This window comes from Streptomyces griseobrunneus (assembly GCF_046713465.1).
Taxonomy (GTDB): Bacteria; Actinomycetota; Actinomycetes; order Streptomycetales; family Streptomycetaceae; genus Streptomyces; species Streptomyces microflavus.
Genome location: NZ_CP177080.1, coordinates 613,015 through 625,580, shown reverse-complemented (window position 1 = coordinate 625,580; position 12,566 = coordinate 613,015). Strand labels below are relative to the sequence as shown.

At 71.9% G+C, this 12,566-nt stretch carries 10 protein-coding genes; 5 read left to right on the top strand and 5 right to left on the bottom strand.

What is annotated here, in order from left to right; all coding sequences use genetic code 11:
• The first annotated feature begins 78 nt into the window (after window positions 1-78).
• Entirely contained in the window at window positions 79-513 is a 435-nt protein-coding gene (locus ACK8N7_RS03025; RefSeq protein ID WP_500440762.1) for a nuclear transport factor 2 family protein, read from the top strand.
• Window positions 510-1,703: an MFS transporter gene (locus tag ACK8N7_RS03020; protein WP_500440760.1), complete on the top strand. Its 1,194-nt coding sequence runs from the start codon at window positions 510-512 to the stop codon at window positions 1,701-1,703. The genes ACK8N7_RS03025 and ACK8N7_RS03020 overlap by 4 nt, the downstream gene beginning before the upstream one ends.
• A 31-nt stretch (window positions 1,704-1,734) precedes the next feature.
• Here the strand turns inward: ACK8N7_RS03020 and ACK8N7_RS03015 are convergent, their stop codons facing one another.
• The 5 genes from ACK8N7_RS03015 to ACK8N7_RS02995 all read right to left on the bottom strand — a co-directional run bounded on the left by ACK8N7_RS03015 (window position 1,735) and on the right by ACK8N7_RS02995 (window position 7,487).
• The gene (locus tag ACK8N7_RS03015; protein WP_500440758.1) at window positions 1,735-2,760 is read right to left on the bottom strand and encodes a LacI family DNA-binding transcriptional regulator; all 1,026 of its coding nucleotides are present in this window, start codon (window positions 2,758-2,760) and stop codon (window positions 1,735-1,737) included.
• A gap of 64 nt (window positions 2,761-2,824) precedes the next feature.
• Window positions 2,825-3,910, bottom strand: coding sequence for a rhamnose ABC transporter substrate-binding protein (gene rhaS, locus ACK8N7_RS03010; RefSeq protein ID WP_403218446.1), 1,086 nt, complete (start codon window positions 3,908-3,910; stop codon window positions 2,825-2,827).
• 37 nt (window positions 3,911-3,947) lie between these two features.
• Window positions 3,948-4,940 (bottom strand): ABC transporter permease, encoded by a 993-nt coding sequence (locus ACK8N7_RS03005; RefSeq protein ID WP_403218445.1) that lies wholly within the window; start codon window positions 4,938-4,940, stop codon window positions 3,948-3,950.
• Window positions 4,933-5,973: an ABC transporter permease gene (locus ACK8N7_RS03000; protein ID WP_403218444.1), complete on the bottom strand. Its 1,041-nt coding sequence runs from the start codon at window positions 5,971-5,973 to the stop codon at window positions 4,933-4,935. Before ACK8N7_RS03000 ends, ACK8N7_RS03005 begins: the two co-directional genes overlap by 8 nt.
• The gene (locus tag ACK8N7_RS02995) at window positions 5,970-7,487 is read right to left on the bottom strand and encodes a sugar ABC transporter ATP-binding protein (protein ID WP_500440755.1); all 1,518 of its coding nucleotides are present in this window, start codon (window positions 7,485-7,487) and stop codon (window positions 5,970-5,972) included. Before ACK8N7_RS02995 ends, ACK8N7_RS03000 begins: the two co-directional genes overlap by 4 nt.
• Window positions 7,488-7,779: 292 nt before the next feature.
• Between ACK8N7_RS02995 and rhaI the strand changes: the two genes are divergently transcribed.
• The 3 genes from rhaI (at window position 7,780) to ACK8N7_RS02980 (ending at window position 12,525) form a co-directional block, all read left to right on the top strand.
• Window positions 7,780-8,940 (top strand): L-rhamnose isomerase, encoded by a 1,161-nt coding sequence (gene rhaI / locus ACK8N7_RS02990; RefSeq protein ID WP_403218442.1) that lies wholly within the window; start codon window positions 7,780-7,782, stop codon window positions 8,938-8,940.
• A gap of 85 nt (window positions 8,941-9,025) precedes the next feature.
• Window positions 9,026-11,065: a bifunctional aldolase/short-chain dehydrogenase gene (locus ACK8N7_RS02985; protein ID WP_500440753.1), complete on the top strand. Its 2,040-nt coding sequence runs from the start codon at window positions 9,026-9,028 to the stop codon at window positions 11,063-11,065.
• Window positions 11,062-12,525, top strand: coding sequence for a rhamnulokinase (locus ACK8N7_RS02980; RefSeq protein WP_500440751.1), 1,464 nt, complete (start codon window positions 11,062-11,064; stop codon window positions 12,523-12,525). Before ACK8N7_RS02985 ends, ACK8N7_RS02980 begins: the two co-directional genes overlap by 4 nt.
• The last annotated feature ends 41 nt before the right edge of the window (window positions 12,526-12,566 follow it).

Below are 12,566 nucleotides of genomic sequence, written 5' to 3'. Positions count from 1 at the left end.
GCGCCGCCGCTGAGGCACGGGGGCGGGGGCCGCAGGCCATGAACTGCGGCCCCCGCCCCCCATGGCTACGCTCGAAAAATGGCAGACAGCGGAGACCGGCCCGAGCCGCCCCCCGGCACCCCCGAAGACGCGACGCACGCGCTGCTCGCCTCCGCCGTGGACGAATGGGCCGCAGCGATCGTCGCGAACGACGTCACGCGGATCGCCGCGTTCATGGCGGACGAGTGGGTCATCATCTCCGAGTCCGGCATCACGGACCGTGACACCTTTCTGGCCTTCGTCGCATCCGGCGACCTGACCCACTCGGCGATGCAGGCCGTCACCCCGCCGAGGATCCGCGTCCACGGGGACACCGCCGTGGTCACCGCACGGATCACGAACACCGCCCACTACGGCGGCCGCCGCTTCGACGCCGACGAATGGACCACGGACGTCTTCGTACGGCGGGACGGCGACTGGCGGTGCGTGCTGAGCCACATCACCCCCGCCGCCTCCCCTCCCGCAGATTCATGAGCCCCACGCCACGCCACAGGAAGCGCCTGGGCTATCCGGCGGCCGCCGCCGTCTTCGCCATCGGCATGGCGGGGACCACGCTGCCCACCCCGCTGTACGGGCTCTACCGTGAGGAGCTCGGGTTCTCCGAGCTGATGGTGACGGTCGTCTTCGCCGTCTACGCGCTGGGCGTCGTCGCCACCCTGCTCCTCGCCGGGAACGTCTCCGACGAGACGGGGCGGCGGCCCGTCCTGCTGGCCGCCCTGGGCTTCTCGGCGGCCAGCGCGCTCTGCTTCCTCTTCGAGGGCGGGCTCCCCGCCCTCTTCGCGGGCCGCCTGCTGTCGGGGTTCGCCGCCGGGCTGCTGAGCGGCGCCGCGACCGTCACGGTGATGGAACTCGCCCCACCGGGGCACACCGCGAGGGCCGGTCTCGCCGCGACCGCCGCGAACATGGGCGGCCTGGGGTGCGGCCCCCTGCTGGCGGGGCTGCTCGCCGAGTACGCCCCCTGGCCCCTGCGGCTCCCCTTCGTGGTGCACCTGGCCCTGATCGCCGCGGCCGCCGTGCTGACCTGGTTCCTGCCCGAGACGGTCACCTCCTCCGGACGGCGCCTGCGGCTGCGCCCGCAAGGGCTCGCGGTCCCGCCCCAGGTGCGCGGGGTGTTCGCCCCCTCGGCGCTGGCCGCCTTCGCCGGGTTCTCCCTGCTGGGCCTCTTCACCGCGGTCGCCCCGGCGTTCGTGGCCGAGACGCTCGACGTGCACAACCTGGCCCTGGCCGGACTCGTCGTCTTCTCCGTCTTCCTCGCCTCGACGGCCGGGCAGGCGCTCATGGGGCGCGTGGGGGAGCGGCGGGCCCTGCCGGGCGGGTGCTTCGTCCTGGTCGCCGGCCTCGTGCTGGTGGCGGCCTCGTTGCTGCTGGCCTCGCTGCCCCTGCTCGTCACCGGGGCGCTCTGCGGCGGCCTGGGCCAGGGGCTCGCGTTCCGCGGCGCGGTGACGGCGATCAGTGCGGCGGCACCGCCCGAGCACCGGGCCGCGACGGTGTCCGCGTTCTTCGTCGTCGCCTACCTGGGCATCTCGCTGCCGGTCGTCGGCGTGGGCGCCCTGACCCTGTGGATCGGGCTCAGGAACGCCGGGCTGACCTTCGCCGGCTGTGTGCTGGTGCTGGCCCTGGGCGTCGGCCTGCACCTGGCCCGCAGGCCTCCCGCCCGCGGCTGACGCACGCGGAGGCCGCACCGTACCGCCCCTCCTACCGTGCGGAGAGGCTGGAGCGGCGCACCACCAGCTCCGGCTGGAGCACCACCCGCCGGTGCTCGTGCGCCGCCGGATCCCCTCCGGCGCCGGTCTCCTCCAGGAGCAGACCGGCCGCCAGAGCCCCCATCGTCGCCGCGGGCTGCCGTACGGACGTGAGTGGTACGGCGGCGGCCGCCGCGAACTCGATGTCGTCGTACCCCACCAGCGCCAGATCGTCGGGGACGGCGACCCCGGCGGCGAACAGCGACTGGAGCACCCCCAGCGCGAGCAGGTCGTTGGCGCAGAACACGGCGGTGGGGCGGCGGGAGAGGCCCAGCAGACGGGCCCCCGCGTCCCGGCCCGCCGCCACGTCGAGCCGCTCGGTGGGCAGCTCCCGCAGGGCGTCCGGGCCGAGACCGGCCTCGGCGAGCGCGGTGAGCGCCCCCGTACGGCGGTCCCGGACCTGGTTGAAACCGGGCGGCCCGCTCACGTACGCGATCGAGCGGTGCCCGGCGTCGATCAGGTGCCGTACGGCGAGCGCGCCGCCTGCCACGTCGTCCACCGACACCGAGCACTCCGTCGTGCCCTCGGCGACCCGGTCGACGAGGACGAACGGGATGCCGTGGCGCCGGAAGGCCCCGATGTTGCGCCCGGTCGCGTCGGCGGGGGTGAGCAGCACCCCGCGCACCCGCTGCTCGGCGAAGAGCGACAGATACTCGGCCTCCTCGCCGGGGCTCTGCGCGCTGTTGCAGACCATGACGCCGAGCCCCGCCTCCCGCGCGGCCCGCTCGGCGCCGCGCGCCACGTCCACGAAGAACGGGTTGCCCATGTCGAGGACGAGCAGCCCCATGATCCGGCTGCGCCCCGCCCGCAGCTGCCGCGCCGACTCGCTGCGGACATAGCCGAGCCGGTCGATCGCCGACAGGACGCGGGCCCGCGTGTCGGGACCCACCGAGTCCGGGCGGTTGATGACGTTGGAGACCGTGCCCACCGATACTCCGGCGACCCGGGCCACGTCCTTGATACCCACCGACCGGGCCATCAGACGGAGACCTCCAGAAGCTCCGGCGGGGACGCCGAACGAGTCCTCAGACTACCCGCGCGCATCAGAAGTCGAAGTCGTCGATGTTGTCCTTGTCGAACACCGTCGGCTTGCCGAGACTGATCACGCCGTCCTTCCCGATGGTGAAGCCGCCCAGGTCACCCGCCCCGAAGGTCTGCCCCTCCTCGCCGCTGATCTGCCCCGAGGCGAGGGCGATCGCGGTGTGGCCGGCCAGCTCGCCGAGCTTCGCCGGGTCCCACAGCTCGAACGCCTCGACCGTGCCGTTCTTGACGTACGTGCGCAGGTCGTTGGGGGTGCCGAGGCCCGAAAGCTTCACCTTGCCCTTGTACTTCGAGCCGGAGAGGTACTGCGCCGCCGCCTTGATCCCCACGGTGGTCGGCGAGACGATCCCGGCGAGCTTGGGGTACTCCTGGAGCAGGCCCTGCGTCTGCTGGAAGGACTGCTGGGCGTCGTCGTTGCCGTACGCGACCTTCACGAGCCTGACGTCCTTGTACTTCGGGTCCTTCAGCTCGTCCTTCATGTAGTCGATCCAGAGGTTCTGGTTCGTCGCGGTCTGTGCGGCGGACAGGATCGCGATCTCGCCCTTGAAACCGATCTGTTCCGCCAGCAGCTGGATCTGGGTGCGGCCGAGATCCTCCGCCCCCGCCTGCGAGATGAACACGTTGCGGCAGCCGGGCGTGGTGTCGGAGTCGTAGGTGACGACCTTGATGCCGTTCTTCATGGCCTGCTTGAGCGCGGTGCACAGGGCGCCCGGGTCCTGCGCGGAGACGGCGATGGCGTCGACCTGCTGCTGGGTGAGGGTGTTGACGTAGGAGACCTGGCCCGAGGTGTCGGTGGCGCTGGTCGGGCCGACCTCCTTGAACGTGGAGCCCAGCGACTCGACGGCCTTCTGTCCGCCCTTGTCGGCGGTGGTGAAGTAGGGGTTGTTGACCTGCTTGGGCAGGAAGCCCACGGTCAGCCCCTTCTTGGTGGGTGCGTCGGGGTCGGCCTGACCGGCCGGGGCGGGGGCGCCGCCGCTCTCCTTCTTCACATCGCTCTTGGTGGTGCCGCCGCAGGCCGTGAGGGCGAGGGCGAGGGAGGTGACGGCGGCGACGGCCGCACCGGTACGGCGGATCGTTGACCTACGCATGGCAAGGGGTCCTTTACGGCGGAGGGGCGGGGAAGGGTTACGGGGCCGGCGCGCAAGCGGCTCGCCGCCCGGCCCTGGCGACGGAGAGCTGCCGTGCGACGCGGGGGCCGAGCACGGAGACGACGAGCAGGACGCCGGTGACGACGATCTGCGACTGGGCGGAGACGTTCAGCAGGCTCATCACGTTCTGCGCGGCGCCGAGCAGGAACACACCCGCGATCGCACCGCCGAGCGTGCCCTTGCCGCCGTCGAAGTCGATGCCGCCGAGCAACACGGCGGCCACGACGGAGAGTTCGAGTCCGGTGGCGTTGTCGAAGCGGGCGCTGGCGTAGTGCAGCGCCCAGAAGACGCCGGTGAGAGAGGCCATCAGCCCGGTCACCGTGAACAGGATCAGCTTCTGCCGCTTGACTCGGACCCCCGCGAACCTGGCCGCCTCCTCGTTGGCCCCCGTCGCGAACAGGGACCGTCCGAACGGCGTTGCGTGCAGGGCGAGTACGGCGACGGCGAGCAGCACCAGGAAGGGCAGGAAGGCGTAGGGGACGAAGGTGTCCCCGATCCGGCCGGCGGCGAGGTCCAGGTAGGGGGTGGGGAAGTCGGTGACGGCGTCCGAGCCCAGGACGATCTGCGCGATGCCCCGGTAGGCGGCCAGCGTGCCGATGGTCACGGCGAGCGACGGCAGCCCGAGCCGGGTGACCAGCAGCCCGTTGACCAGACCGCAGACCACACCGAGCAGCAGGCAGAACGGGATGATCGCCTCGATCGGCAGGCCCTGGTTCCACAGTGCCCCCATCACCGCACCCGAGAGGCCCGCGGTGGACGCCACCGACAGGTCGATCTCCCCGCAGACCACGAGCAGGGTCATCGGCAGGGCGATCAGCGCGATCGGCAGCGTGTTGCCGATCAGGAACGACAGGTTGAGCGCGTTGCCGAAGCCGTCGACGAAGCCGAAGGAGAGCAACAGCACGACGAGGAGGAGGGCGCCGACGACGGTGTCCCAGCGGACGGCGCGCGCGAGTGCGGAGTCAGCCATGGCGGGCGTTCCTCTTCTTCAGGGCGGTCGCCACGCGCAGGGCGACGATCCGGTCGACCGCGATGGCGAGGATGAGCAGGAAGCCGTTGATCGCGAGGACCCATACGGAACTGACGCCGAGGGCGGGCAGCACGCTGTTGACCGAGGTCAGCAGCAGCGCGCCGAGCGCGGCGCCGTAGACGCTGCCGGAGCCCCCGGTGAAGACCACACCGCCGACCACGACGGCGCTGACCACGGTGAGTTCGTAGCCGGTCCCCGTGCCGGAGTCGACATTGCCGAAGCGCGCCAGATAGAGCGCGCCCGCGAGACCGGCCAGGGCCCCGCAGAACGTGTACGCGAGGAGGATCCGTCGCCGGACGGGGATGCCGGCCAGCCGGGCCGCCTCCGGGTTGGAGCCCAGCGCGTACAGCTCGCGCCCGCTGCCGAAGTGTTTGAGGTAGTACGCCGTCGCCATCAGGACCGCCAGGGCGATCAGGGCGAGCCACGGCACGGCCGAGATTCCGCCGGAGCCGAAGTCGACGAACCCGTCCGGGAGATCGGCCGCCGTGATCTGCCGGGAGCCGACCCAGATGGAGTCGATGCCCCGGATGACGTAGAGCGTGCCCAGGGTGACGACGAGTGCGGGGACCTGGCCGAGGCTGACGAGAAGGCCGTTCAGCAGACCGAAGCCGACCCCGAGGAGCACGGCCAGGGCCACGGCCACGACCGGGTTCCCGCCACCCTGGAGGTAGGTGCCGGTCGCGAAGGCGCTGATGCCGAGCGTCGAGCCCACGGAGAGGTCGACGTTCCTCGTGATGACGACCAGCGACTGGCCGGTGGCGACCAGCACCAGGATCGTCGCGTTGAGCAGCAGGTCCTTGATGCCCTGCTCGGAGAGGAACTGGCTGTTGCCCAGCTGGGTGACGCCGATCATCACCAGGAGGACCAGCAGGATGGCGAGTTCGCGCATTCTGAAGACACGGTCGACGAGCCGGGTCGAGCTCGACCCGGGGATCGCGGCGGCGGGCGCCTGGCCGGGTGCGGTCACCGTCATGCGGCGGCCCTCCCGGTGGCCGCTGCCATCACCGTCTCCTCGGTGGCCTCGGAGCGGGGGATCTCGGTGGTGAGGCGGCCCTCGTGCATGACGAGGACCCGGTCGGCCATGCCGAGGATCTCGGGGAGGTCGGAGGAGATCATCAGGACGGCCACCCCGTCGGCCGCCAACTGGCTGAGCAGCCGGTGCACTTCGGCCTTGGTCCCGACGTCGATGCCGCGCGTCGGCTCGTCGACGATCAGCACGGAAGGGCCGGTGGCGAGCCACTTGGCGAGCACCACCTTCTGCTGGTTGCCGCCCGACAGCGTGGCGACGGTGTCGGCCATGCGGGCGTACTTCACCTGGAGCTTCACCGCCCAGTCCAGCGACCGGCTGCGCTCGGCGCCCCGGTCCATCAGCCCGGCCCGCACCGTGGTGCGCAGCCCGGTCAGGCCGATGTTCCGCTCGATGGACAGGTCCATCACCAGCCCCTGCGCCCTGCGGTCCTCCGGTACGAGGGCGAGGCCGGCGGCCATGGCGGTGGAGGGGGCGCCGTTGGTCAGCGCCCGCCCGGCGACCTCCACCTCACCGGCGTCCCACCGGTCGACGCCGAAGACCGCCCGGGCCACCTCCGTACGCCCGGCCCCGACCAGTCCAGCCAGGCCCACGATCTCGCCGCACCGGACGTCGAAGGAGACATCGGTGAAGACGCCCTCGCGGGTCAGCCGCCGCACGCTCAGCGCGACCGGGCCCGCCGCGACCTCCTGCTTCGGGTACAGCTCGTCCAGGTCCCGGCCGACCATCCGGCGTACGAGATCCTCCTGGGTCATGCCCTCCAGCGGTTCACTGGAGATCAGGGCGCCGTCCCGCAGGGTGGTCACCCGTCCGCAGATGCGGAAGATCTCCTCCAGCCGGTGCGAGATGAACAGGACGGCCGCACCCTGATCGCGCAGGGTGCGGACCACTCCGAAGAGCCGGGCCACCTCGCTGCCGGTCAGCGCCGCCGTGGGCTCGTCCATGACCAGGACGCGGGCGTCGAAGGAGAGGGCCTTGGCGATCTCGACGATCTGCTGGTCCGCGATGGACAGTCCGCGCGCCGGCCGGTCGGGGTCGAGCGCGACACCGAGCCGCCGCATCAGCGCGGCCGTGGCGGTACGGGTGGCCCGGTGGTCGATGCGGCCCAGCGCGCGACGCGGCCGGCGGCCCATGAAGATGTTCTCGGCGATCGACAGGTCGGGGAAGAGCGTGGGCTCCTGGTGGATGACGGCGATCCCGGCGTCCCGGGCGTCGGCGGGCCCGGCGAACACGGTGGGCTCACCGTCCAGCAGGACCCGGCCCGCATCGGGCCGGTGCACCCCGGCGAGCGTCTTGATCAGCGTCGACTTGCCCGCGCCGTTCTCCCCGGCGAGGGCGTGCACCTCGCCGGGGAACAGGTCGAGGGACACGTCCCGCAGGGCACGCACGGCACCGAAGGACTTGGAGATGTCCCGCAGGGCCAGCACGGGGGCCGGATCCTTGGCGGACCGGTGGGTCATGGGGGCTCCTCAACGACGCGGAGGGATCCTCACTCCATCGTGAAAGGTTTCAAATGAGTTGCCGGGACGTTAGACACGTGACGCAGGTCGCGTCAATGGAGCGGACCGAAATTCTCCGACCAGCTCTCCTTGAAGCCCCAACTGCCTTGTGCGGCACGGTGTTCGAGGGGTTGACAGCCCTCGGAGGGGCTCATAGCTTCACGGCGTGAATCGTTTCAGATTCGCGTGCTCACACTCCTCGTGTGCGCACCCGGAGTCAGCCGTCCGTACCCGAAGTCACAGGAGCGCCGCAGTGACCGAACTCGCCGCAGTGAAGGCCGCCCTCACGTCCCAGGCGGTGGAGACGCCTTCCTGGGCGTACGGGAACTCGGGAACCCGCTTCAAGGTGTTCACCCAGCCCGGCGTTCCCCGCACCCCCCAGGAGAAACTGGACGACGCGGCCAAGGTGCACGAGTTCACCGGCGCCGCGCCGACCGTGGCGCTGCACATCCCCTGGGACACGGTCGACGACTACGCGGCGCTCGCCCGGCACGCCCAGGACCGGGGGCTGACGCTCGGCGCCATCAACTCCAACACCTTCCAGGACGACGACTTCAGGCTCGGCAGCGTCTGCCACCCGGAACCCGCCGTCCGCCGCAAGGCGGTCGACCACCTCCTCGCCTGCGTCGACGTCATGGACGCGACGGGCTCCCGGGACCTCAAGCTCTGGTTCGCGGACGGCACGAACTACCCGGGCCAGGACGACATCCACGAGCGGCAGGACCGGCTCGCCGAAGCCCTCGCCACGGTGTACGGACGGCTCGGCGACGGCCAACGCCTGCTGCTGGAGTACAAGTTCTTCGAGCCGGCCTTCTACGCGACCGACGTCCCCGACTGGGGCACGGCCTACGCCCACTGCCTCGAACTCGGCTCGCGGGCCCAGGTCGTGGTGGACACCGGCCACCACGCACCCGGCACCAACATCGAGTTCATCGTCGCGACCCTGCTGAGGAAGAAGAAGCTCGGCGGATTCGACTTCAACTCCCGCTTCTACGCGGACGACGACCTGATGGTGGGCGCCGCCGACCCCTTCCAGCTCTTCCGGATCATGTACGAGGTCGTCCGCGGCGGCGGGCTCACGGACGGCGTGGCGTTCATGCTCGACCAGTGCCACAACATCGAGGCGAAGATCCCCGCGATCATCCGCTCGGTGATGAACGTCCAGGAGGCCACCGCGAAGGCGCTCCTCGTCGACCGGCACGCCCTCGCCGCGGCCCAGCGCTCCGGCGATGTGCTGGAGGCCAACGCCGTGCTGATGGACGCGTACAACACCGATGTACGGCCGCTGCTCGCCGAGGTCCGCGAGGAGCAGGGACTCGACGGGGACCCGATGGGCGCGTACCGGCGCTCGGGCTGGGCGGAGAAGACCGCGGCCGAACGGGCCGGCGGGCAGCAGGCGGGCTGGGGGGCGTGAGCACGCCCCGGGAATCCCCGCAGGCCCGGACCGCGTAACCCCTTCGTCGTCGCCCTCGAACCCCCTCCTCCTCGCGAAGGACACCATGGCACTCCACCCCCGCGCCCAGGCCCTCCTGGCCCGCTCCCACCGCCTCGGCTCCGACCCCCGCAACACGAACTACGCCGGCGGCAACGCCTCCGCCAAGGGGGCCGCTCCCGACCCCGTGACCGGCCACGACGTCGAGCTGATGTGGGTCAAGGGCTCCGGCGGCGACCTGGGCACCCTCACCGCCGAAGGTCTCGCGGTCCTCCGGCTCGACCGGCTGCGCGCGCTCCGGGACGTCTACCCGGGCGTGGAGTGCGAGGACGAGATGGTCGCCGCGTTCGACCACTGCCTGTACGGGAAGGGCGGCGCGGCCCCCTCCATCGACACCGCCATGCACGGGCTCGTCGACGCCCCGCACGTCGACCATCTGCACCCCGACTCCGGCATCGCGCTCGCCTGCGCCGCCGGCGGCGAGAAGCTGACCGCCGACTGCTTCGGTGACACCGTCGCCTGGGTCCCGTGGCGCCGCCCAGGGTTCCAGCTCGGCCTGGACATCGCCGCGGTCAAGGAGGCCAACCCGCAGGCGATCGGCTGCGTCCTCGGCGGCCACGGCATCACCGCCTGGGGTGAGACCTCCGAGGAGTGCGAGGCCAACGCGCTCCGCATCATCCGCACCGCCGAGACGTTCCTCACCGAGCACGGGAAGGCCGAGCCGTTCGGGCCGCTGATCGAGGGGTACGGGGCGCTGCCCGAGGCGGAGCGCCGCGAGCGTGCCGCCGCCCTGGCCCCCCACATACGGGCCCTCGCCTCACAGGACCGCCCCCAGGTCGGGCACTTCGACGACTCCCCGGCGGTCCTGGACTTCCTCGCCCGCACCGAGCACCCGAGGCTGGCGGCGCTGGGCACCTCCTGCCCCGACCACTTCCTCCGTACGAAGGTCGGGCCACTGCTGCTCGACCTGCCGCCGGCCACCGAACTCGACGGGACCGTGAGGCGATTGGGTGAGCTGCACACCGCCTACCGGGAGGAGTACGCCGCCTACTACGCGCGCCACGCGGAGCCCGGCTCGCCCCCGATGCGGGGCGCCGATCCGGCGATCGTGCTGATCCCCGGCGTCGGCATGTTCAGCTTCGGCAAGGACAAGCAGACCGCCCGGGTGGCCGGTGAGTTCTACCTCAACGCGATCAACGTGATGCGCGGTGCCGAGGCCGTCTCGGCCTATGCGCCGATCGAGGAGGCGGAGAAGTTCCGTATCGAGTACTGGGAGCTGGAGGAGGCCAAGCTCCGGCGGATGGCGAAGGCGAAGCCGCTGGCGACCAGGGTCGCCCTCGTCACGGGGGCGGGCAGCGGCATCGGCCGGGCCATCGCCCACCGCCTGGTCGCGGAGGGCGCCTGCGTGGTCGTCGCGGACCTGGACGCGGCGAGCGGGGCGGCCGTCGCCGAGGAGCTCGGCGGGCCCGACCGGGCGGTCGCCGTCCCCGTCGACGTCACCAGCGAGGCGCAGGTGGTGGACGCGTTCAAGGCGGCGGCCCTCGCCTTCGGAGGCGTCGACCTCGTCGTCAACAACGCGGGCATCTCCATCTCCAAGCCCCTGCTGGAGACCACGGTCAGGGACTGGGACCTCCAGCACGACATCATGGCCCGCGGTTCCTTCCTGGTCTCCCGCGAGGCGGCCCGGATGATGAGGGCCCAGAAGCTCGGCGGCGACATCGTCTACATCGCTTCCAAGAACGCCGTCTTCGCCGGTCCGAACAACATCGCCTACGCCGCCACCAAGGCCGACCAGGCCCACCAGGTTCGGCTCCTCGCAGCAGAGCTGGGGGAGCACGGCATCCGGGTCAACGGCGTCAACCCGGACGGTGTCGTCCGGGGGTCGGGCATCTTCGCCGGCGGGTGGGGCGCCCAGCGCGCAGCGACCTACGGCATCGAGGAGGAGAAGCTCGGAGAGTTCTACGCCCGGCGCACCCTCCTCAAGCGGGAAGTCCTCCCCGAGCATGTCGCGGGCGCCGTCTTCGCCCTGACCGGCGGCGACCTCACCCACACCACCGGCCTCCACATCCCCGTCGACGCGGGGGTCGCGGGAGCCTTCCTGCGATGAGCGAGGGCACGAAGACGTTCGCCGCCGTCGACCTGGGCGCCTCCAACGGGCGCGTCATGGTCGGCCGGGTCGGCCCCGGCACCCTGCACCTCACCCGGGCCCACCGCTTCCCCAACCGTCCGGTGCGGCTGCCGGAGGGGCTGCGCTGGGACATCCTGGGCTTGTACGGCGGAGTCCTCGACGGGCTCCGCGCGGCGGGCCCGGTGGACTCCCTCGGCATCGACAGCTGGGCCGTGGACTACGGGCTCCTGGACGCGGAGGGGTCCCTCCTCGGCAACCCCGTCCATTACCGCGACCCCAGGACGGACGCCGTCGCCGAGAAGGTGTGGTCCACCGTCCCGCCCGACGAGCTCTACCGGGCCACAGGCATCCAGCACGCCCCCTTCAACACCCTCCACCAACTCGTCGCCGCTCAGGGGACTCCGCAACTCGCGGCAGCGAAGCGGCTGTTGCTGATCCCCGACCTGATCGCCTACTGGCTGACCGGTGAACAGGGCACCGAGCTCACCAACGCCTCCACCACCCAGCTCATCGACCCCCGCACCCGCGACTGGGCTCCGGGCCCGGCCGGCCGTCTCTCCATCGACCTCGGCCTCTTCGCGCCCCTGCGCCGCCCGGGGGACCCCGCCGGGCTTCTGCTCCCGCACGTCCTGGAGGCGACCGGACTGCGCGGCCCGGTTCCGGTCACGACGGTCGGGTCGCACGACACCGCGTCGGCGGTGGCCGCCGTTCCCGCGCGACCGGGCGAGCGGTTCGCCTACCTCTGCACCGGAACCTGGTCCCTGGCCGGGCTCGAACTCGACGCTCCCGTCACCACCGACGCGAGCCGCGCCGCGAACTTCACCAACGAGCTGGGCGTGGACGGCACCATCCGCTTCCTGCGCAACATCATGGGCATGTGGCTGCTCCAGGAGTGCATGCGCACCTGGGGCGAGAGCGACATCGCGCCCCTGCTGGCCGAGGCCGCCGGGGTTCCGGCGCTGCGGTCCGTCGTGGACTCCGCCGACCCGGCCTTCCTCGCCCCGGGATCCATGCCCCGGCGCATCGCCGCGGCCTGCCGGGCCACCGGGCAGCGGGCACCCGAGACGCGCGGCGAGACCACCCGCTGCATCCTCGACTCGCTGGCCCTCGCCCACCGGCGCGCGATCCGCGAGGCGCAGCGACTGGCGGACCGCGCGGTCGATGTCGTGCACATCGTCGGCGGCGGCGCGCGCAACGCGCTGCTGTGCCAGCTCACCGCGGACGCCTGCGGTCTGCCGGTGGTCGCCGGGCCCGCCGAGGCGGCCGCGCTCGGCAACGTACTCGTGCAGGCGCGCGCCCACGGATCGGCCGGCGACAGTACGGCGATGCGTGAACTCGTCGCCAAAACACAGCCGTTGACCCGCTACGAGCCCTCGGGCGACCGGGCCGTGTGGGAGTCGGCGGCACGAAGGACCGGGGGGTGGTCCGGCCCCTCCTGAACCGATCCACCCGACCGTGACACCCCTCGTCCCCAAGGAGC